Genomic DNA, 21864 nt, shown 5'->3' with positions numbered 1-21864 from the left:
AGATGGTTTATTTTCTGTACGAGTGGTTAAGAGATTTAGATATTCCGGGATGGGGGATGGTTCCTTACATTTCATTCCGGTCGGGAGCTGCGGTGATCACTTCGTTGCTGATTACAATGGGTTTTGGCCGTAAATTGATCAATTACCTGCAGCGGAAGCAAATTGGAGAAGAAGTGCGCGATTTGGGGCTGGAGGGACAATTGCAGAAAAAAGGCACGCCTACCATGGGGGGCTTGATTATTTTGGCATCGATTATTATCCCCACATTGCTGTTTGCACGCCTGGACAATATTTACATTCTGCTGATGTTGGTAACCACCGTGTGGCTGGGGCTGATTGGTTTTGCCGATGATTACATCAAAGTCTTCTTAAAGGACAAAAAGGGATTGGCAGGCCGGTTTAAAATTCTGGGGCAAGTGAGTCTCGGTATCATTGTGGCGTCTACCCTTTATTTTTCAGAGGATGTGATTGTGCGTGAGAAAGTGCTTTCGGTGACCGGCGATTATAAAAAAGAAATTGTGGTGGATGTTGAAACAGGCATGCAGGAGGTTCGTGTCATTACCAATGATGTGAAGTCGACCCGCACGACCATTCCATTCATTAAAAATCATGAGTTTGACTATGCCTGGCTGGTTCCTTTTGCCGGAGAACGTGGTGAGTTCTGGCGCTGGCTGATCTATGCGTTGGCCATCATTCTGATTATTACGGCAGTTTCCAACGCCGCCAACCTGACGGATGGCATTGACGGACTGGCAACCGGAACTTCGGCGATTAGCGGAGCTACCTTGGGTATTCTGGCTTATGTAAGTGGAAACATTATTTATTCCGATTATCTGAATATCATGTATATCCCCAATATTGGAGAGCTGACCGTGTTTATCTCTGCTTTTATTGGGGCCACCGTTGGGTTTTTGTGGTACAACTCGTATCCGGCCCAGGTATTTATGGGCGACACCGGAAGTCTGGCCTTGGGAGGAATCCTGGCCGTTTTTGCGGTGGTCATTCGTAAGGAAATTCTGATTCCGCTTTTGTGCGGCATTTTCCTGCTCGAAAATTTATCGGTCGTTATTCAGGTGGCTTATTTCAAGTACACCAAGAAGAAATACGGTGAAGGTAGAAGGGTTTTCCTGATGAGCCCGATTCATCATCATTACCAGAAAAAAGGAATTCCCGAACCCAAAATCGTTACCCGGTTTTGGATTGTAGGAATTATCCTGGCTGTATTTACCATTGTGACTCTTAAAATGCGTTAACCATGGCAAAGCGGCTTGTCGTCATAGGTGCTGGTGAAAGCGGTGTGGGATCCGCCATTTTAGCTCAGAAACAGGGTTTTGATGTCTGGGTCTCGGATGCCGGAAAGATTCAGGATAAATATAAAGACGTTCTAATCAAGTATACGATTCCTTTTGAAGAAGGAAAACATTCGGAAGAGCAACTTCTGAATGCTGACCTGGTGGTCAAAAGTCCGGGGGTGCCTGATGCGGCTCCCTTGATAAAGCAGCTCAAAGCACGGGGCGTTCCCGTGATTTCGGAAATTGAATTTGCCGGTCGTTACAACCAGGCAAAAACCATTTGTATTACCGGAAGCAATGGCAAGACCACCACAACCATGCTGATTTATCATTTGCTGCAAACAGCTGGCTTAAAGGTCGGATTAGCCGGAAATGTGGGGCAAAGTTTTGCCTGGCAGGTGGCCGAAAAAACGTATGAGTACTATGTGCTTGAGTTGAGCAGCTTCCAGCTCGACGGCATGTATGAGTTTAAAGCAGACGTGGCCATTCTGTTGAACATCACTCCGGATCATCTGGACCGATATGACTATCAACTGCAGAATTATGTGGACTCCAAGTTCCGGATTCTGCAAAACCAAACAGCAAATGACTTTTTCATTTACGGAGCAGATGATCCAATCATTCAAAAGGAGCTGGATAAAAGATCCATTTCAGCTACCTGCCTGCCATTTGGCTGGGAAAAAGCTCCGGGAAATGGAGCGGGAATTGAAGGCGAAGATTTAGTTATCAACTGGAAAAAAAAATCATTCAATATGTCCATTTTTGATATTGCATTACAAGGAAAACATAACACCTACAACTCGATGGCCGCAGGCTTGGCGGGTATGGTGTTAACCATAAAAAACGACAAGATCAGAGAAAGTTTATCTGATTTTAAAGGAGTCGAACACCGACTCGAACGTTTTTTAACCGTACATGGGATTGAGTTTATCAACGATTCTAAAGCGACCAATGTGAATTCGACCTGGTATGCTTTGGAAAGTGTCAGCAAACCGATCATCTGGATTGCCGGCGGTGTTGATAAAGGGAATGACTATGAGGCGTTAAATGATTTGGTGAAAGACAAGGTCAGGGCCATCATTTGCCTGGGGGTTGACAATCAAAAGATCAAGGAAGCTTTTGCCGGTTTAGTGCCTGATATTATTGAAACTGAAGATATGACCGATGCGGTACGATCGGCTTATTACCTGGCTAAAAATGGCGAGACCGTTTTATTGTCGCCGGCTTGTGCCAGCTTCGATTTGTTCGAGAACTACGAAGATCGTGGGCGTCAGTTTAAAAACGCTGTTCGTGAATTGTAGCCACATCCATGTGACGATGGATTTTTGATTTGATTTTTTTTGTGTAGCATATAAAACTGGAAACAGGACTAAAAAATAGAAACTGGAATGAATTTCTCCTTGGGAAAATTATTGAAAGGTGACCGGATTTTGTGGGTGGTACTTGGTCTTTTATCACTCATTTCACTGTTGATTGTCTACAGTGCAACCGGGCGTTTGGCTTATCGCGAAGCAGGCGGTAATACCTTTTATTACCTGGGACGACAGCTCATATTTTTACTGTTGGGATTTGGGCTCATAGCTTTCCTGGTCAATGTCATTCCGGTCAAATTTTATACGTACATCGCGCCCTTGCTTTTGGTGGTTACGGTGGGTGCGCTGGTGGCAGCCTTTGTCCAGTATAAGCTGAGCCCGGGCAAAGCCACTCCGCGTTCGCTTGACCTGGGCTTTCTGAGCTTTCAGCCGGCTGAACTGGCCAAAATATCGTTGATGATGTTTGTGGCTAAGGTGTTGGCCAAGAGACAGAAGTCGCGGGAAGAACTGAGAAAAGCTTTTTATTGGGTAATGGGTGCTAGCGGCCTTGTTTGTGGCATTATCTTTTTGGGAGATATTTCCACCGCAGGACTGATTTTCATGTGCATCATGATTTTGATGCTGATTGCCCGTATTCCTGCCAAATACTTATTGATTACGGTAGGCGGAGGCTTGCTCTTATTAACGACAGTGTACTTTACCGCTGACTTTATTCCGGCCTCGGTTGGACGTGTTCACACCTTCAAGGAGCGAATCGACGACTTTATCTTTGGCGATGATCATGCCGAACTGGGAACTACCCAGGCCGATTATGCCAAACTGGCCATTTATGAAGGGGGAATGCTTGGGAAAGGACCGGGACAAAGTGAAGTAAGCAATTACATGGAAGCGGCGTACAATGACTTTATCTATGCCATCATTATTGAGGAGTATGGCATTTTTGGAGGATTTTTTGTTGCCTTACTGTACCTGATTCTTTTGTATCGGGGAGTGGTCATTGTCCGAAGGTCCAACAGGACATACCCCGCATTTTTAACAGCGGGGCTGGTTTTGTTGCTGGTCTTTCAAGCCATAATTAATATGGCGGTTTCCGTGGGAGTTGCTCCGGTAACGGGGCAGCCGATGCCCTGGGTTAGTATGGGAGGTACTTCCATGCTGTTTACCGCTGTTTCTTTTGGCGCAATTTTATCGGTCAGTTATCACAACCAGCGAAACAAAGAAGTTGTAGAACCACCGGTCATGATTGACATGCCGGATGAAGATGAGGAACTGTAAAATGGAAAAATTAAAAGTAATAATCAGCGGAGGAGGAACCGGAGGGCATATCTTTCCGGCCCTGGCCATAGCCAATGAAATTAAGGCGCAAGTTCCTGAAGTTGATATCCTGTTTGTAGGTGCGCAAGGCAAAATGGAAATGGAGCGTGTACCGATTGCTGGTTACCCAATTATTGGTTTGCCGGTCATTGGCTTGCCGCGTAAGTTGTCCTTGAAACTTTTCAGTTTTGTGTGGTTCTTATTTGTAAGTATGCTTAAAGCCCGCAAAATCGTTCGGGACTTCAAGCCGGACGTGGTGGTTGGTGTTGGTGGATTTGCCAGCGGACCGGTATTGAAAGCGGCCTCACGAAAAGGCATTCCAACCATTTTGCAAGAGCAAAACTCGTATGCCGGAAAAACCAACAAGTGGCTGGCTAAACGGGTCAAAAAGATTTGTGTGGCCTATCCCAATATGGAAAAATACTTTCCCAAATGGCGGATTGTGCTTACGGGAAACCCTTTTCGTCAAACCTTGTTGAACAAGGTGGACAAACAAGTGGCCTATAAAACCTTTGGCCTGAGTGAAGGGAAGCCGGTGATACTGGTCATGGGGGGAAGTTTGGGAGCCCGCACCTTGAATGAAAGTATTCTGAAAAACCTGGATTTGATATCCAAATCAGGAGTACAGATTATCTGGCAATCCGGATCATTTTATTATAAAGAAATATTGGAGCGGTTCAACGGACAACTGCGTAAGAATATTCACCTCTATGAGTTCTTGTCGCAAATGGATTTGGCTTATGCCGCCGCTGATCTGGTTATTTCGCGGGCAGGAGCAAGTACAATCTCTGAAATTTGCTTGCTGGGAAAAGCTTCCGTGTTGGTGCCTTCACCCAATGTGGCTGAGGATCATCAAACTAAAAATGCCATGGCCTTGGTAGAAAATGATGCCGCTGAAATGGTGAAAGATTTTGAGGCCGTTAAAAAATTGTTCCCGGTGGCCCTGGAACTGGTTCAGAATGAAGAACGACTGAAGACATTGTCGGAGAACAGCCTGAAAATGGCAAAACCGAATGCCACGGCCGATATTGTCGAAGTAATATTAAATGAAGTAAAGAAATAAATGATTGGGTTAACACATATTAAGCAGGTTTATTTCCTTGGAATTGGAGGAATTGGGATGAGCGCCTTGGCTCGCTACTTCAAGCATGCCGGCTATGCCGTGTCAGGCTACGACCGAACGGAGACCAAGCTTACCCAAACCCTGCAGGCCGAAGGCATAGATGTGCATTACGAGGATCAGCCTGACTGGCTGGCTGATCATTTGCAAAAAGAAGTTTGCCTGGTCGTTTATACACCTGCTGTTCCCGCTGATTTGGGAGAGCGGACTTTTATCGAAACCCATGGTTTTGTGATGAAAAAGCGCTCGGAAGTGCTGGGCATGATTTGCCACGAACTGCAATGTTGTGCGGTGGCTGGTACCCATGGAAAAACTTCCGTTTCGACGATGCTGGCGCATATCCTGCATAGCTCGGAATTGGGGTGTACGGCTTTTATGGGGGGCATTTCCAAAAACTACCAAAGCAACCTGCTGCTGGATGGACAAAGTGATTGGGTCGTTGCTGAAGCTGATGAGTTTGACCGTTCGTTTTTGCAGCTGTTCCCTAACCTGGCGGTGATCACTTCAATGGATGCCGACCATTTGGATATTTATGGAACGGAGCAGGCTCTGGTGGATTCGTTTAACGCTTTTGCCGGTCAGGTAAAGGACGGCGGAGCCTTGGTCGTGAAAAAAGGCCTGGTCGTTGATCAACAACCGGATAGTGCGGTTCGTTACTATACGTATTCGCTTAACGAGAAAGCTGATTTTTATGCCGAAAATATCGAGCTGGTTGACGAAGCTTACCAGTTTGACCTGGTTCATCCGAAAGGGAAGATTGAAGGGGTGCACCTGAATTATCCGGGACTAATGAATGTGGAGAATGCGGTTGCTGCCTCATCGCTGGCCTTGCTGGCCGGAGTAACTTCCGAAGAACTAATGATTGCCTTGGCTGCTTACCAGGGCGTGAAACGTCGCTTCGACATACAGTACCGTAGCAAACGGTTCATTTTGATTGATGATTATGCACATCATCCGGCAGAATTGAAAGCGACGATTGCTTCGGTGCGCGACATGTTTGCCGGTCGTAAGGTAACCGGTATTTTCCAGCCGCACCTGTTTAGCCGCACACGCGACTTTGCTGACGACTTTGCCCGGGAGCTGGACCAATTGGATGAAATCATTTTGCTGGATATCTATCCGGCGCGTGAAAAGCCGATGGAAGGCGTGAGGTCAGCCTTGATTTTTGATCAGCTTAAAAACGAAAACAAGCAACTGGTTACCAAAGCAGCATTCCCCGCCTGGGCTGAAAAGCTTGACGATGGGGTGATTCTGATGATGGGAGCCGGTAATATTGACACCTTGGTGGAGCCTGTTAAAGCTATTTTGAAGGAGGTAGAGCATGTTTAAATCGGTCATAAAAATAGGGGCTTTGGGACTGCTGGTGGTTGTGGTTGCCATCACCATGGCATTCTCTTCAGGTAAGTTGGCACGGGTCAGCTGTCAGGACCTGATCGTGCGAATTCACGAAGATTCGCCCCGTTTTATTGACGAAGAAGAAATTATGCGGCTGGTGAAAAAGGCAGATGACAAACTGTTTGAAAAAAAGTTGAATGAAATTAACACCGAGCAGCTTGAGCGGGCTTTGAAAAAGGAAACCGCCATTAAAAATATTGAGATCTACCGCCGGGTGGTGGGGCAGGATATGGATTTTAAAGGCAAACTGATTGTGGAAGTGGCGCAGCGAGAGCCTGTCGTGCGAATCAGAAATGCCAAGGAAGATTTTTACCTGGATAGCGAAGGGGTGCGTATTCCGGCAAGTGGTGCTTTTACCAGCCGGGTATTGCTCGTTAGCGGACAGCCCAGTGAAAAATATGCCCGGGAGGAATTGTTGCCGCTGATCAATTTTATTCATGGCGATGAATTCTGGCATGCCCAGATTGAGCAGATGCAGGTGAATGCCAATGGAGAGCTGATTATGTCAACACTGATTGGCGATCAATTGGTTGAATTTGGAAAACCATCCGATTATAAAATCAAACTGAGGAATTTGAAAGCCCTTTACGAGCAGGCATTTTCTTCAACAGGATGGGATCATTATTCGAAAATAAATTTGAAATATACGAACCAGGTCGTGTGCACTAAAAAATAGAGTATATGAGCAAGAGTGGAAAAATAGTAGCAGCCGTTGATGTCGGTACCACCAAGGTGGTTGTAGTGGCCGGCAGGAAAAATGAAGCCGGTAAAATTGAGATTCTGGGTTACGGAAAAGCTCGCTCCATGGGAGTGAAGCGTGGTGTCGTGCTGAATATCGATGAAGCCTTTTCTGCTATTCACGAAGCTATTCGTCAGGCTGAAGATGCCTTTCAGGGAGATATTGAAGAGGTTTACGTCAACATTGTTGGGCAGCAGCTGAAGACTTTGACCAACAAGGGGGAACGGTACATCGGCGAGCGTCGGATTGTGTCGGAAGAAGATGTGGATGCCCTCTTTCAGCAGGTGAAAAAGGTTGACCTTCCTGCCGGATACAAAATTTACCATACTTCTCCCCTGCTTTTCACCATTGATCATGAGGCGGGGATTCCGAATCCCGTGGGCATGGCGGGCGAAAAGATGCAGGCTGATTTTAAATTGCTTGTTGCTCCTGAAGTGTACGAAGAGAACCTGAAACTTTGCTTTGAGCGGGCGGGCATTACCATCCGTAAAACGATGATTGATCCGTTGGCTTCCTCGGAAATGCTGCTTTCAGAGGATGAAAAGGAAGCGGGCGTTGTGCTGCTCGACATCGGAGGCGGAACCACCAAAATGGCTGTCTACCGGGATGGCGTTTTGTGTTACTCAGCCCTGATTCCGTTTGGAGGCAATGTGATTACACACGATATTAAAGAAGGCTGTACGATTTTGGCGCGTCAGGCCGAATCGTTGAAAGTACAGTTTGGACAAGCGATGGGCGATTTTGCCCCGGAAGATAAAGTGGTGACCATTCCCGGTATTTCGGGTTGGGAGCCTAAGGAAATTTCATTCAAAAGCCTGGCTTTTATTATTCAGGCCCGCATGGAAGAGATTATTGAAGCCTTTTTCTTTCAGCTCGAAAAATCGGGTTACATGGATCAGGTTGGAGCCGGCATTGTGCTTACCGGTGGTAGCGCACTGATGCCCAACCTGGGGCAACTGATTAAGTTTCAGACCGGGTTGGACGTTCGCAAAGGCATTCCGCGCTTAAAACTGGGCGACCAGTATAAAGAGCTGGAAGACCCTCGGAATGCGACGGTTTTAGGCTTGCTTCAAATGGCATTGAATGAAACAGAACAAGAACCGACTAAAGAGTTTTTCTTCAAAGCGAAGAAAAAGAAAGTACGCTCCACTCAGCCTGGCTTCTTCTCGCAAATGAAAAAGGAAGTAACGCGCCAGGTGACGCTGTTCTTCGATGATGAACAGGATACGGAAATGTTTTAAAATCACGAAAAATCCCCGAATATGACGGAGGACATCTTAAATTTTGGATTTCAGGAATCAAAGTCGTCTATCATCAAAGTGATAGGTGTGGGAGGTGGCGGATGCAACGCAGTCAACCACATGTTTGGAGAAGGCATTGAAGGTGTTGACTTTTTGATTTGTAACACGGATGCACAGGCCTTGCGGACAAGTCCCGTGCCGATAAAAATTCAATTAGGTGTCAGTTTGACGGAAGGACGGGGCGCCGGAAACATGCCTTTGCAGGGTGAACAGGCGGCCATTGAAAACCTGGATGATATTCGTGGGGTGCTGGAAGGCACGACCAAGATGCTGTTTATTACGGCGGGACTGGGTGGCGGAACCGGTACCGGAGCGGCGCCGGTGATTGCCGGACTGGCCCGGGAATTGGATATTCTGACAATTGCGGTGGTAACTATTCCTGCTCCGGCCGAAGGGAAACGACGCTTCCAACAGGCTTTGGAAGGGGTGGAAAAACTCAAGGAACATGTGGATAGCTTGCTGGTGATCAGTAATGAAAAGCTACACAAGATTTACGGCGATTTGCCGGCCTCTCAGGCGTTCAAAAAGGCTGATAACATTTTAGGGACAGCTGTAAAAGGAGTCGCCGAAATCATTACGCTTCACGGAAACATTAACATTGACTATGCCGATGTGCATACCGTGATGGCCGGAAGTGATGTATTTATTATGGGAACCGGAGTGGCCGAAGGCGATGGCCGGGCTATGGAAGCGGTGCTTAAAGCGCTGGAGTCACCTTTGCTGGACAGTAATGACATCAAGGGGACGAAAGATATTTTGCTGAACATTACCTCGGGAGAAGAGGAAGTCAGAATGGGAGAGATTGGCGATATCATCGAATTTCTGCAGGAAAAGGCGGGGCAGGATGCGAACATTATTTGGGGAAACAGTCTGGATAAACGGCTCGAAAACAAAGTTAGTGTCACCTTGATTGCAACTCGGTTTGACAAAAACCCGAACAGTTTGTTACAGAAAAAGGAACCCAAAGAAGAAGTGGTTTTGGAAGAACAAGCCTGTGAAATTAACCTGGAAGATGAAGAAGACCAGCTGATTCTTGAAAATGAAGTACATCAGGTGCAGCCCCAGGCAGCATCTCGCACTCGAAAAAACCAATCCGGCAAGTCGAAAGCAAAACGAAAGCAGGAACTGGTCTCTGAAGAAAACCAGGAAAATGGAACAACTGACAGCTGGTTTCAGCGCCAGTTTAACCGTTTTTTTGATGATCAGGATGAAGAAATTGAGAATTAACGATTAAGAAGAAAAAGTCTATGGCAAGCGATATCATAAACTTCGATTTAAATACAAGCTCAGAAGAAATTATTAAGGTAATAGGTGTAGGTGGTGGAGGTGGAAACGCAGTTAACCACATGTTTCAGCAAGGAATTAAAGATGTGGGATTTATGCTGTGCAATACGGATGAGCAGGCGCTGAAGAACAGCCCTGTGCCGTTGAAACTTCAGCTTGGAGAATCGCTGACGGAAGGACGTGGTGCGGGAAACAAGCCGCAAGTTGGCCGCGAAGCAGCAATTGAAAGCATTGAGGAGATCAAAAATACCTTGCAGGCTTCCACCAAAATGGTGTTTATTACCGCCGGAATGGGGGGCGGAACCGGTACCGGAGCTGCTCCGGTAATTGCCGAAGCCTGCAAAGAACTGGACATTCTGACCGTGGGCATTGTTACCCTTCCGTTCCGCAACGAAGGGCGCCGACGCATTAAGCAAGCCATTGACGGGATTGCAGAAATGGAGAATCATGTGGATTCGTTGCTGGTCATCAACAATGAGCGTATTCGCGAGATGTACGGTGACTTTAAAATCTCGGAAGCGTTTGCCAAGGCGGATAATGTGCTGACTACGGCTGCCAAAGGTATTGCCGAGATTATTACTGTTCCGGGCTATATCAATGTGGATTTTGCCGATGTGGAAACGGTGATGCGTACCAGTGGTGTGGCCATCATGGGATCGGCCAAAACCGAAGGTGAAGACCGGGCCCTGCGTGCCGTTGAAGAAGCCCTGAACTCACCCCTGCTGAATAATAACGACATCAATGGAGCCCGCAATATTTTGCTGAACATTACTTCAGGAGAAGAAGAAGTGACGATGGATGAAATTGGTCAGATTACGGACTATGTGCAGGCCAAAGCCGGACATGATGCGGATTTGATTTGGGGGAACGGGCATGATGAAAAGCTGGGGAAAGAAATTTCGGTCACCATTATTGCCACCGGGTTCAGCGTGAGCAGTATTCCGGAGATGATGGCTGCCCGCAAAGTGGAGAAAACCTACCATACCCTGGTGGATGAGCCGCAATCGGTAGCGCCGCCACGTCCAAAGGCAGAGGCCCGGGTGCCCTTTACCGGGGGTGAGCCCAAACGGGCAAGCATTAACCAGCAGGCAATTGAGTTCGAAATCAATAAGCCCAAAGATGAATTTGACGAGCTGTACGGAAGCTCAACGTCAGTTGATCCTGCGAAAGAATATTCGGTGAAGCTGGATTATTCCTCATCCTCCGATGAAGAAGTGGACGAGCTGGAGAACATACCGGCCTACCGTCGGAAAAAGGTGAATCTTCAGAATGTGAAAAAGAAATTTGAAGAGAAATTGTCGCGCTTTTCCTTATCGCCCGATGAGGAGGATAACACCAAATTGCGGGACAACAACTCCTACCTGCACGACAAAGTTGACTAAGGGTTAGAACACACGAATTAATCATTTTAAAATTACCAAGCAATGGGATTATTTGATCAGATTAACGAAGATATGAAAGCGGCCATGAAAGCCCGCGAAAAGGATAAATTGGAAGCGATCCGTGCGATTAAGAAAGTTTTGCTTGAAGCACGGGCGGCCAAAGGTGCCAACGCCGAACTGGACGACCAGGAAGTGGTGAAGGTGATTCAGAAACTGGCCAAGCAAGGACGCGACTCGGCTACCATTTATAAAGAACAGGGCCGCGAAGATTTATACGAGCAAGAGATGAAGCAGGTGGAGGTATTTGAAGTGTACCTGCCCGAGAAAATGAGTGATGAAGTGTTGGAGGCAACCATTAAAACCATTATTGCATCAGTAGGTGCCAGCGGCATGAAAGACATGGGTAAAGTGATGGGAATTGCTTCGAAACAACTGGCCGGACAGGCCGATGGAAAAGACATTGCCGATAAGGTGAAAGCTTTGTTGGCTTAATCTATAGCCAGGAAGTAACCGAATTAAGTCACGGAAGAAAGTTTGCAAAAACTTCCGTTTCGATAAAAGCTTTGGAAGGCGGAGAGAAACAGCAGATACGCTGGTTTCTTTCCGCCTTCATTGGTTTGGGGTGAAAAGCCTAAACGGGAACGCTTCCAGCTTTGCGGATTCGCTGCCCACGCCATGGGGACGCTTTCCGGGCTGACGGATTGGTCGCCCATGCCATGGGGAAGCTTTCCAGCGTTACGGATTGGCTGCCCATGCCATGGGGAAGGTTTCCGGGCTTGCGGATTGGTCGCCCACGCCATGAGGACGCTTTCCAGCGTTACGGATTGGTTGCCCATGTCATGGGGACGGTTTCCAGAGTTGACGGATTGGTTGCCCATGTCAAGGGGAAGGTATTCCAAGCTTCTGATTGTGTTGCTCATGAGGGGAGGGATCCTTTTCGGTACCAGAAAGGTGTAGAATACGGATTCGAATACTTGATTATCACTCCAAGCTTTGTGGTTGTGCATGAACAACGATGCTTTAAGCTGATTGGATGAAGAGCGAATAGCCTGGTACAAATGTCTCTCAATAAGGAGACAAGGTTACTGGCAAGAAGGATGCCTTGGGCTACGGTGCAATGCACGAAAGATAAGCTTGCCGGAAACACACTCATCGGACTTCATCGCTGTACCCTCCAAAATCAGGGAACCCAAAGCGCCTAAACCCCCAAAATGGGTTAACGATGTAGCTGTCTGCGCTTCAATTTACCTAAGCACTCCACTTGTTGTCGGTGTACGTGAAATAGGTGAGCACCATTTCTATGGCGCGTTTGATGGCTTGGTTGATCGGCAGGCTCTCGTTGGCCAGCTGCCAGTCGATGGAAGCCAGCTGCATGTAGTAATCCTGAAATAAAGGCGCCTGCTGAAGGGTGTCGGGCTGCATGGTTTGGTACTCGCGCGTTTCCTTCAGGGGTTTGCAGCTTACCATGCGCCTTTGAGCCATTTTATCCGAGGTGGTTGAATAGCCAAACAGCCGACAGATCAAGCCGCGGTATTCGTATTCAATACATCCCCAGCCATCGGAGCTGAGTGGGCTGAAGAGGGCGCATATGGTTTCCGTGCGGCTTTCCAACTGATCGTAAAAAGCATCTGCCTGCTTGGTTTCATACAGGTGATAGGCAAAAGGGAGAAATTCCAGCGGGCTGGCGTAAATGTCTTTTTTAAGACAGCACTTGAAGCATCCCGACAGGCAGCTTATTTGACTTGTTTTTTGAAATTGCTGGGTGTGCAAAGCAGCTTCTTCGAGCACTTTTTGCACTTGCTTTATTTTCTTGATCATCCTTTTTGTGAACCTTGGAAAGCGATTTTAATTTCCAGAAACAAAAGTAATTATTTGAATAATAGGTTGATTCAAAAAAATGCACTTCAAATAATTTTTTTTTCGGTCTGGCGTTTGCCCTTTTTTTATGCGCCTTTCAGGGCTTTGGAATTAATTTTTCGAGTGCCGATTTGTAGCTGCGGCCCACCGGAATTTTGAATTTGCCCAGCTCAACCAGCCCCGGCTGGATGGCTGAAATCTTGGTTGTGGCAATAATGAAGCCGCGATGAACGCGAAGAAAGCGGTCTTGTGGTAGCTGCTCTTCCAAATGACTGATACGTTCTTTGGTGGTTATCTTCCCTTTTTCAGTGTGGGCAATGACGTAATCGCCAAAGCTTTCCAGGTAAATAAGTTCTTCAAACAAAACCTTGTGCAGTTTCTTGTCTGCCTTCAAAAACAAATGGTCTGGTTTGTGAGCCGAGTCGGTGGGTGGAACTTCAGCAGGGCTTGTTTCGTTCATTCGTTGGTAGAACCGGTTGATGGCTTTGGTGAAACGAAGCAAGGAGATGGGTTTCAGCAGGTAGTCCACCACATCCAGTTCAAAAGCTTCGATGGCATAATCGCGGTAAGCCGTGGTGAAGATGACCTTAGGCGGATGATTCAGGTTTTTTAGCAACTCAACGCCGGTAATCTGGGGCATCTGGATGTCTAAAAACAACAGGTCTACCCGGTGCTTCGACAGCACTTCAATGGCTTCAATGGCATGGTTGCATTCGCCTACCAGTTTCAGGTTTTTAAATTCCTGAAGGTGATTTTTGATCACCCGAATGGCAATGGGTTCATCGTCAACAATCAAACAGTTATAAGTTAGTTCGTCCATAGGTTTTCTTGTTGAGGTGCGCTTAGCGCGTCCAGTTTTAGCTGAAGCTTAATTTCAAAGGTATTGGCTTCGGGTTTGATTTCCAACTGATGGGTGTCTGGATAAATCAACTCCAGCCGCTTTCTGACGTTCTTCAGGCCGATACCCTGGGTATAGTCTTCGTTTTGAGTGGTTAGCGGGTTGCGGCTGTTTAAAATCCGAAGTTCAAACTGCTGGCCGGTAATGCGCAGGTCAATTTGGACAAACGGATTCTGAATGGACTTGCTGACCCCGTGTTTAAAGGCGTTTTCGAAAAAAGCCAGTAAGAGCATGGGCGCAATCTCCAGGGAGCTGGGATCACCTTCCTGCCTGAAGTCGATTTTCAAGTGCTGCCCGTAGCGTATCCGCTCAATTTCCATATAATTCTTCAAATGATTCAGCTCGCTCTCCAGAGGAACTTTGGGGCGGTTGCATTTGTAAAGCATGTAGTCCATTAAATCGGAAAGTTTGAGTACCAGCTCCGGTGCCAGCTCCGATTTTTCAAGCGTTAAACCATACAGGTTGTTCAGGGTGTTGAAAAGAAAGTGGGGGTGAATTTGTGCCCGAAGCACTTTTAGTTCAGACTCCCGCAGTTTGAGTTCGGTTTCCAGCTGTCGCTTTTCCAGTCGGGTGTTTTCTTTTTTAATATCGAAGGCCCGCTTAACCTGCTCAATGGCAATGAAGGCAAGGATAATGAAATACAGCCCAACCAGCAGAAAGACCATGTCGAAGGAAGTGGGGTCGAGCTTGTAAAACTGAAAATCGCTGACAATGACAAACACAAACATGCTGATGATGAGCTCGGCCCAAAGCGTGAATACGATGGTATAGCCCAGGAACAGCACGAACTTACCTGTCTTGTTTTTGTATAGAAAATGGGGAATCAGAAAATAATTCAGGAAGTAGCTGGTGACGATGGCCAATGGAAACAGGAGTGAGGCAAAAATAATCGTGGTTTGGTAGTCGCGGTTGGCGCGTCCAAAAAACAGGATGAAAAACAAATACGAAACAATCCAAAACAGCAGATGCTGGCCGACTTTCATAATTCCGATCGGTCGCATCGTTTCTGCTATTCGTTTTTGGAAGATCTTCATGGGCATCAAATCTGAGGATCAAATTACTGAAAAAAAGGGCTGAGATGAAAAGAATGTCGATGAATAACTTCAAAAGGTGGTTGAAAGGTATTGGGCTTTGGGCTGAGGCTGAAAAATTCAGGTCGGGTCGAATCCTTGCCTTTTGGTGCTGTTGGTCGATAAAATGAGGTGAAAAAATGCGCCGTTCCTAACTTCGTATCATGATTTAACCTTAAATTTAACGATCATGAAACTGTTTGATTTATTCTACATGGGAGGACCAACGTTTATGTCACTTGTTACCATTTGGGGAATTGGCATGCTGGTCTTTACTGTACAAAAGCTGGTTCATTTTTTTGTACAGGGGAAAGTTACGAAAAGTGGCCTTGGATTGATATTACTCTTTGGAAGTTTAGCCATGGTTACAGGTTTTTTGGGGCAGGCTATTGGCTTGATTATGGCCTTTGATGCCATTGAGGTGGCTGGCGATATATCTCCGTCGTTGGTGGCCGGTGGCTTAAAAGTGAGTATGATTACCCCGGTTTACGGAACCATTCTCTTTATTCTTTCACTGATTTTTTGGGGAGCGCTAAAGGAAGTGTACACCCGCAAAAGTGAACAGGAAGCTTAAGTAGAAAATGGGATTGTTCCGATCGTACTTTCGGTCGGAACAATCCTATTTTTGTTAGCTGGTCTGAAGCTGGCGGTACCAGTCCACAAAGTTTTTAACCCCTTCTTCAAATGAATACTGCGGATTGTACCCCAGCATTTTTTTTGCTTTCTCAATATTGGCAAAGGTAATGTCCACATCGCCGGGCTGCATGGGCAACTGCTTGATGTTTGCTTTTACCCCGCAGGCTTTTTCAATGGCTGCAATCATTTCGCTGAGTTTTACCGGTTGGTTGTTCCCCAAATTCAGTGTCTCGTAAACTCCCTGGTTGGTTTGCAGGTAGTCAATAGCCCCTTGAATTCCGGCTACCGTATCTTCGTAATACGTGTAGTCGCGCGAGGTGCTGCCATCGCCAAACATCGGAATTTCTTCCCCGTTTAAAATCAGCCGGGTAAATTTGTGAATGGCCAGGTCGGGCCGTTGGCGCGGACCAAACACGGTGAAAAAGCGCAGGTTGATGATGTCCAGTTCATACAAAGAGTGGTAGGTGTAGTTGAGCAGTTCGCAGGCTTTTTTTGTAAAAGCATAGGGCGAAATGGGACGGCTTACATCCTGCTCTTCATGAAAGGGGGTTTCCTTGGTGTTGCCATAAACCGACGAGGACGAGGCAAAGGCTAATTTTTTGATGCCTTTGTTTTTCATGACATCTAAAATGTTTTGGGTGGCTGCAATGTTGGCCCGAATATACCCCTGCGGATCTTCAATGGACGGACGAACCCCGGCTTTACCGGCTAGGTGAACAATCACATCAATCTGCTCCTGAGCAAGCTCCCGGCTCAAGGCTTCCTGGTTGGCCAGATCCACTTCGATGAAGCGAAAGTGGGGATGGTTTTGAAAACCTGACAGGTTGCGTTCTTTGACCTGGCGGTCGTAAAACGGATCGAAATTATCGATACCGATGACCTGATTGCCTGCTGCCAGCAGTTTTTCACTCAGGTGAGAACCTATAAATCCGGCACATCCGGTAACAACGATGGTTGATTGCATAAGCTTGAATATTCTTAATACGATGCCTGCAAATTTAAGGAAGATCAGGCAATAGTCATTTCTTTCGGTTAAAAAGATTGAAAAGACTGCTTTCAGTGGTTGCCCCTTTGGGTATTAACCGAATGACAATTGGGATTCACGACCAAAGAATCCATGAAGGTCAGCCGGGGGTGAACTTTTCAGTTCGAAATGTATGAGCTACTTGATCTTTCCCGAAACAAAGGCAATGAGCTTCTCCAACACCGGGATGTTCAGCCGGCTGAACAGGCTGCGGCGGTTATAGTGAATCAGGATGTTACGCAGGTAAACAAACATGCCCAGGCTGTGTGCTGCCACCAGAACCGGGTCAAGCCGATACACCCCATAGATAAAGTTCATGGCTGATCCAACAATGCTAATGATCCAAAAACCGAGAGGCAGAATCGATTCTTTACGGTTTTCCGAGTAAAGCCATTGGTAGAAGAAGCGGGAAATGAAAATCAGTTGCGCCAAAATTCCCCAGATCATGAGCAACAGCGGGTTGTTTTCATTCTTGAAAAAGGTAGCCAGCGAGTAGTCGGTACCTATAAACAAAAAACTCAGAATAATTGCAGGCATTATCAGAATGCCCCCGCGCATAACGGGCGACATGGTTTTCCAGTCGTTTTTGAGCTGGATATTTCGCACATAGATAAAGTAAACCAGGATTTGCCCGATCAGAATGGCGGCATCGTTGCGCATAATGCCGTAGATCAGCATTAAGATTGAAGCCAGCAGGCTGATCTTCCAAAACAGGGTAGGCGATAATACTTTGCCTTCGTGCTCCGACTTGAACCACTGGATGATGGTGCGCGCAAAAAACAGGATCTGGCTTAAAAATCCGATACTATAGATCAGGTAATCTTTCATGTAAAATCATTATCAAACGGTGCAAAGATAACTGAATTCTTGTGGATTTTAATTTCCCGCCGACGCATTTAGGGAATCGTCGGCGGTGTGGGCCTGCTAAAGCTTATTTACGGTAAGGGCCTTTCCGGAGGGCATATTTTTGCTCTTCGGTGAGGGCGTTGTACAGGAAAAGACAGGTGCCATCAAGTTGTTTGAGGCGGCCCAAGTCAATTTCTTTGACCAAAATTTCGGGTTTCATGCCTTGAAAAGGTCCCAGGCCGGCAATGCCCCGGTGTTGGTCATCTGTTTGAGCTACCATGTAGTCGATATGACAGGCCACCAAATCCACATCCGAAGAGTAAGACATGATGTAAACCGTGTTGAGCCAGTTGTTGTCAAGCCATTTTCCCCAATCCTGTTTTTTGTGCTTAAGCGAGGCTTCCCGGTCGGGCACCACTGCAGCCGAGATATTCACCCCGGGAAGCAGGTCGCTTACCGCTTCTACAAAACGATTGACATTGGCCTGCCTGTATTTATCCCATTTCACCCAAAGTTGTGGATTGGCCTCAGGGCTAATGTCAAGCGGGTCGACACCATCGTTTTGCTCGGCAAACTTTTGGCGGCATACCTCACAGTAGCAATAATCATTGGTCCAGGGCTCTCCGGGGTAGCGGATGTAATCCAGTTGAAGATCCTTGATTTGATATTTTTCATGCATGTGCTGATAAATCTGCAGCCAGTAGTCTTTTACTTCATCGCGGCTTGGGCAGAAGTAGTAGAATCCGGCTTCGACAACCGACGGGTGTTTGCCTTGGCGTGATACGGCCAGCCATTCCCTGCGGTTGTTAATCAGATCAGGGAAATGATCAACCCCAATAAAATACACCCAGACCCAAGGGATTACCTTAATGTTGTATTTTTCACCCAGCTCAATCATTTCCTGCATCGGATCGCGGCCAATGAAATCGGGGTATTGGTTTAAGCCATTGGGGGCATCCGGAAAGATTGACCAGCCCCGGTAAATCACCTCCGGGCAAACGGCATTAAATCCGATTTCTGCCAGGTCTTTAAATACCGCTTCCAGCTCTTCCTGGCTCATTCCGTGTATTTCCAGCCAGGCCGATCGCTCGTCATTCTCAAGGGCCGGAAAGGTGTAATAGAAATAGTCTTTTCCAAGCAATAAACTTTCTTCGGCCAGCTGTTGCACTTTGGACGAATCACCGGCTTGCTTGGCTGCTTTAAAGGCTTTAAGGGTGGTGTTAAATGTTTGTTCAAGCGCAGTTAGATGTTCCGGATTGATGGACGGGTGCTTGATTTCCGCGCTTCTGCTTTTTCCGTTACGGATGAATACCTGGGCCCGGTTGACCAGTGAATTTTCAGACGAAATAACGCGAATGATGCGGCCGTTTTTTTCAACCTTGTCGCCCACTTCAAGGTGATCATTAATCCAATTGGCTGCTTTTCCATGACCCGACAGAACCATTCCGCTTGAGGGAATCGGAGAGTCATTTCCGCCTACATTAACCACAATGCCATCTTCAATGATGGCTTCCACGCCCCAGGGGTTGGTGTTGGTATGATCGCCATAGGCTGCGGTGTAAATTATCATTTGATCGGCACTTCGTCCGCCATTTTCTGCATAAGGTGGGTTTACCTGATCGGCCTGGTAGGTTTCTTCAGACGCAAAAAACGGTTGCTTCCAATGATCTTCAACGGCAGGAGCCGTGGGTTGATTGAGGTCATTCGTGTTGTCATCGGCACAGGCGGTTGCAAACGGAACCAGCAAAAATAAAAAGAGATGAAATAAGGGTGAAGTGTTCATGTTGGTTTAACTAAGTATTCCTGTGAAAGTAGGAATGTTCTTGAATTAGGTTGACTAGGCGGCCAAAATAGCCCCTATTTTTCAATTTCCACAATATCTTAAATCGACATTAAACTTTCTTGCGGGCTTGAGCATTGTATTATTGTTATCAAATTTTAAATATCTTTGCGCGGAATCGATCAGGAGTAATTGAAAGAAAGGTTTTTAAATACATGAAGAATATACGTAACTTTTGCATTATCGCACACATTGACCATGGGAAGAGTACCCTGGCTGACCGACTTTTAGAAGTGACCAAAACCGTGAGCGAACGGGACATGAAAGCACAAGTGCTTGATAATATGGACCTGGAGAAAGAACGCGGGATCACCATTAAAAGCCATGCCATTCAGATGGACTATGAGCAGGATGGGCAAAAGTATGTGTTGAACCTGATTGATACTCCGGGACACGTTGACTTTTCGTACGAGGTGTCGCGTTCGATTGCGGCCTGTGAAGGTGCCTTGCTGATTATTGATGCCACGCAGGGAATTCAGGCGCAAACCATTTCAAACCTTTACCTGGCCATTGAACACGACCTGGAAATTATTCCGATTCTGAATAAGATGGACTTGCCCAATGCCATGCCGGAAGTGGTGGAAGACCAGATTATTGATCTGATTGGTTGCAGTCGCGAAGACATTATTCGTGCCAGCGGAAAAACCGGTGAAGGCGTAGCCGATATTTTAAACCGGATTGTGGAAGTTATTCCGGCACCGAAAGGCGATGCGGAAGCGCCATTGGAAGCACTGGTATTCGACTCTGTGTTTAACTCGTTTCGCGGGGTGATTGCCTATTTCAAGATTGTCAACGGAACCATCAATCAAGGTGACTTGGTGAAGTTTGTCAACACCAAGAAAGAATACAATGCCGATGAAATTGGGGTGCTGCGCTTGAATATGGAAAAACGTAAAACGCTTAGCACGGGTGATGTAGGCTACATTATTTCGGGTATTAAAACCGCCAAAGAAGTGAAGGTGGGAGATACCCTGACCCATAAAGCACGTCCTTGTCCGAAAGCCATTGAAGGATTTGAAGAGGTAAAACCCATGGTATTTGCCGGAGTTTACCCCATCGACTCGGATGACTATGAAGACCTGCGTTCGGCCATGGAAAAGCTGCAGCTGAATGATGCTTCGCTGACTTACGAGCCCGAATCATCGGCCGCCTTAGGGTTTGGTTTCCGCTGCGGATTCCTGGGAATGCTGCACATGGAAATTATTCAGGAACGGCTGGATCGGGAGTTCGATATGAACGTGATTACCACCGTGCCCAACGTGTCGTACAAAGTACACACCACCAGCGGTGAAACCATTACGGTGTATAACCCGTCGGGCTTGCCGGCATCCACAACCATCGAAGAAATTGATGAACCTTATATCCGGGCACAGATTATTACCAAGTCTGATTTTATTGGGCAGGTAATGACTTTATGCCTCGAAAAACGGGGAACCCTGACCAAACAGGATTACCTCACCGCCGAGCGTGCTGAGTTGACATTCGACTTGCCACTGGGCGAAATTGTGTTTGACTTCTACGATAAACTGAAGTCCATTTCGAAGGGCTATGCCTCATTCGACTACCACATTATTGGATACAAACCGGCCAAACTGGTGCGTCTGGATATTTTGCTGAACGGCGAAATGGTTGATGCCCTGTCTTCGCTGATCCACTTCGACAATGCTTACCCCATGGGACGTCGCATGTGCGAAAAGCTGAAAGAGCTAATCCCGCGTCAGCAATTTGACATTGCCATTCAGGCGGCTATCGGCGCTAAAATTATTGCCCGCGAAACGGTGAAAGCTGTTCGAAAAGACGTGACCGCCAAATGTTACGGGGGTGATATTTCGCGGAAACGCAAGCTGTTGGAAAAGCAGAAAAAGGGTAAGAAACGGATGAAGCAGGTTGGTAACGTTGAGGTGCCGCAAAATGCCTTTATGGCGGTATTGAAGCTGGATTAGCAGATTTTACCCCTTACTTTTTTAGGGTTGGGAATTTCATAGGAGTTCCTGAGTCCCTTGATGGTAAAGAGCTTGGAGCATAGGGCAAAGGGGATGGGAATTCACCTTCTGCCTATTTTCTTCATTCTTTGCGGTTAAGGAGAGGGTTTTCAGTTATCCGTTATCGGTTTTCAGCTCCGTAGCTTCATGCGTTTGGTAGCTTTGCACTTCCTTAGCGCTCTTTGCGGTTAAAAGAAAAGTTTGTCATTGATGGTCATTATTTGTCAATAATGGTCATTGGTTGTTAGTCAACAGTTATTTACGTGGTAACCAGACAGTCAGGTTTTCGGATGCTTAGCTAGTCAGCTATTCGGATTCTGCGTGAGTTCGTACGTTCATGCGTTCGTGACTTCGTGCCTTCTTAACCCATCCGTCCCGGTTCCCGGGCCACCTTCCCTTCGAGAATGGAAGGAAATCCAACCACTAGCGTAAGGAGCGGCCTATTGGTTTCCTACTTTAACCTTTCTCCTTGATTCTTTAGCCTTTTCAATTAATAATTGATTGTCAGATTTTCGGATGCTCAGATTGTGCGTGCGTTCATGACTTCGTGCGTTCGTTTCTTCGTGCCTTC

At 46.8% G+C, this 21864-nt stretch carries 19 protein-coding genes; 13 read left to right on the top strand and 6 right to left on the bottom strand.

What is annotated here, in order from left to right; genetic code table 11:
- Positions 1–2 precede the first annotated feature (2 nt).
- From mraY to Q1A18_RS12765, 11 genes are all read left to right on the top strand, one after another.
- Positions 3–1253 carry a phospho-N-acetylmuramoyl-pentapeptide-transferase gene (gene mraY, locus Q1A18_RS12815; RefSeq protein ID WP_299580732.1) on the top strand — a complete coding sequence of 417 codons (1251 nt, stop codon included), beginning with the start codon at positions 3–5 and terminating at the stop codon, positions 1251–1253.
- Between the two features lie 2 nt (positions 1254–1255).
- Entirely contained in the window at positions 1256–2593 is a 1338-nt protein-coding gene (gene murD / locus Q1A18_RS12810) for a UDP-N-acetylmuramoyl-L-alanine--D-glutamate ligase (RefSeq protein WP_299580729.1), read from the top strand.
- Between the two features lie 87 nt (positions 2594–2680).
- Positions 2681–3880 (top strand): FtsW/RodA/SpoVE family cell cycle protein, encoded by a 1200-nt coding sequence (locus tag Q1A18_RS12805; RefSeq protein WP_299580726.1) that lies wholly within the window; start codon positions 2681–2683, stop codon positions 3878–3880.
- 1 nt (position 3881) lies between these two features.
- Positions 3882–4982: an undecaprenyldiphospho-muramoylpentapeptide beta-N-acetylglucosaminyltransferase gene (murG, locus tag Q1A18_RS12800; protein WP_299580723.1), complete on the top strand. Its 1101-nt coding sequence runs from the start codon at positions 3882–3884 to the stop codon at positions 4980–4982.
- The gene (gene murC, locus Q1A18_RS12795) at positions 4983–6368 is read left to right on the top strand and encodes a UDP-N-acetylmuramate--L-alanine ligase (RefSeq protein ID WP_299580720.1); all 1386 of its coding nucleotides are present in this window, start codon (positions 4983–4985) and stop codon (positions 6366–6368) included. It abuts the gene before it with no gap.
- A complete protein-coding gene (locus Q1A18_RS12790) occupies positions 6361–7110 on the top strand; it encodes a hypothetical protein (RefSeq protein ID WP_299580717.1) in 750 nt (249 codons plus the stop codon). Before murC ends, Q1A18_RS12790 begins: the two co-directional genes overlap by 8 nt.
- A 5-nt stretch (positions 7111–7115) precedes the next feature.
- Positions 7116–8414 (top strand): cell division protein FtsA, encoded by a 1299-nt coding sequence (gene ftsA / locus Q1A18_RS12785; protein ID WP_299580714.1) that lies wholly within the window; start codon positions 7116–7118, stop codon positions 8412–8414.
- Between the two features lie 21 nt (positions 8415–8435).
- Positions 8436–9701 (top strand): cell division protein FtsZ, encoded by a 1266-nt coding sequence (gene ftsZ / locus Q1A18_RS12780; RefSeq protein WP_299580711.1) that lies wholly within the window; start codon positions 8436–8438, stop codon positions 9699–9701.
- A gap of 20 nt (positions 9702–9721) precedes the next feature.
- Positions 9722–11140 (top strand): cell division protein FtsZ, encoded by a 1419-nt coding sequence (gene ftsZ, locus Q1A18_RS12775; protein WP_299580708.1) that lies wholly within the window; start codon positions 9722–9724, stop codon positions 11138–11140.
- 42 nt (positions 11141–11182) lie between these two features.
- Positions 11183–11632 (top strand): GatB/YqeY domain-containing protein, encoded by a 450-nt coding sequence (locus Q1A18_RS12770; RefSeq protein WP_299580705.1) that lies wholly within the window; start codon positions 11183–11185, stop codon positions 11630–11632.
- 161 nt (positions 11633–11793) lie between these two features.
- Positions 11794–12177: a hypothetical protein gene (locus Q1A18_RS12765; protein WP_299580703.1), complete on the top strand. Its 384-nt coding sequence runs from the start codon at positions 11794–11796 to the stop codon at positions 12175–12177.
- A 211-nt stretch (positions 12178–12388) separates the two neighbouring features.
- Here Q1A18_RS12765 and Q1A18_RS12760 read toward each other — a convergent pair whose 3' ends face one another.
- The 3 genes from Q1A18_RS12760 to Q1A18_RS12750 form a co-directional block, all read right to left on the bottom strand.
- On the bottom strand, positions 12389–12958 hold the full coding sequence (locus tag Q1A18_RS12760; RefSeq protein ID WP_299580700.1) for a YkgJ family cysteine cluster protein: 570 nt from the start codon (positions 12956–12958) through the stop codon (positions 12389–12391).
- 136 nt (positions 12959–13094) lie between these two features.
- On the bottom strand, positions 13095–13817 hold the full coding sequence (locus Q1A18_RS12755; RefSeq protein ID WP_299580697.1) for a LytTR family DNA-binding domain-containing protein: 723 nt from the start codon (positions 13815–13817) through the stop codon (positions 13095–13097).
- Positions 13805–14929, bottom strand: a complete 1125-nt coding sequence (locus tag Q1A18_RS12750) for a histidine kinase (RefSeq protein WP_299580694.1) — start codon at positions 14927–14929, stop codon at positions 13805–13807. Before Q1A18_RS12750 ends, Q1A18_RS12755 begins: the two co-directional genes overlap by 13 nt.
- A gap of 226 nt (positions 14930–15155) precedes the next feature.
- Between Q1A18_RS12750 and Q1A18_RS12745 the strand changes: the two genes are divergently transcribed.
- A complete protein-coding gene (locus Q1A18_RS12745; protein ID WP_299580691.1) occupies positions 15156–15539 on the top strand; it encodes a MotA/TolQ/ExbB proton channel family protein in 384 nt (127 codons plus the stop codon).
- A 54-nt stretch (positions 15540–15593) separates the two neighbouring features.
- Here Q1A18_RS12745 and Q1A18_RS12740 read toward each other — a convergent pair whose 3' ends face one another.
- From Q1A18_RS12740 to Q1A18_RS12730, 3 genes are all read right to left on the bottom strand, one after another.
- Positions 15594–16565, bottom strand: coding sequence for a GDP-mannose 4,6-dehydratase (locus tag Q1A18_RS12740; protein WP_299580688.1), 972 nt, complete (start codon positions 16563–16565; stop codon positions 15594–15596).
- 198 nt (positions 16566–16763) lie between these two features.
- On the bottom strand, positions 16764–17453 hold the full coding sequence (locus Q1A18_RS12735; protein WP_299580685.1) for a lipid-A-disaccharide synthase N-terminal domain-containing protein: 690 nt from the start codon (positions 17451–17453) through the stop codon (positions 16764–16766).
- A gap of 103 nt (positions 17454–17556) precedes the next feature.
- The gene (locus Q1A18_RS12730; protein WP_299580682.1) at positions 17557–19254 is read right to left on the bottom strand and encodes a family 10 glycosylhydrolase; all 1698 of its coding nucleotides are present in this window, start codon (positions 19252–19254) and stop codon (positions 17557–17559) included.
- A gap of 212 nt (positions 19255–19466) precedes the next feature.
- Here Q1A18_RS12730 and lepA point away from each other — a divergent pair, with 212 nt between their 5' ends.
- The gene (lepA, locus tag Q1A18_RS12725; RefSeq protein WP_299580679.1) at positions 19467–21254 is read left to right on the top strand and encodes a translation elongation factor 4; all 1788 of its coding nucleotides are present in this window, start codon (positions 19467–19469) and stop codon (positions 21252–21254) included.
- The last annotated feature ends 610 nt before the right edge of the window (positions 21255–21864 follow it).

Source organism: uncultured Sunxiuqinia sp. (assembly GCF_947495665.1).
In the GTDB taxonomy this organism is placed as follows: Bacteria; Bacteroidota; Bacteroidia; order Bacteroidales; family Prolixibacteraceae; genus Sunxiuqinia; species Sunxiuqinia rutila.
Note: the sequence above shows the minus strand (reverse complement) of the source record. Positions and strands in the feature narration are given on the sequence as shown.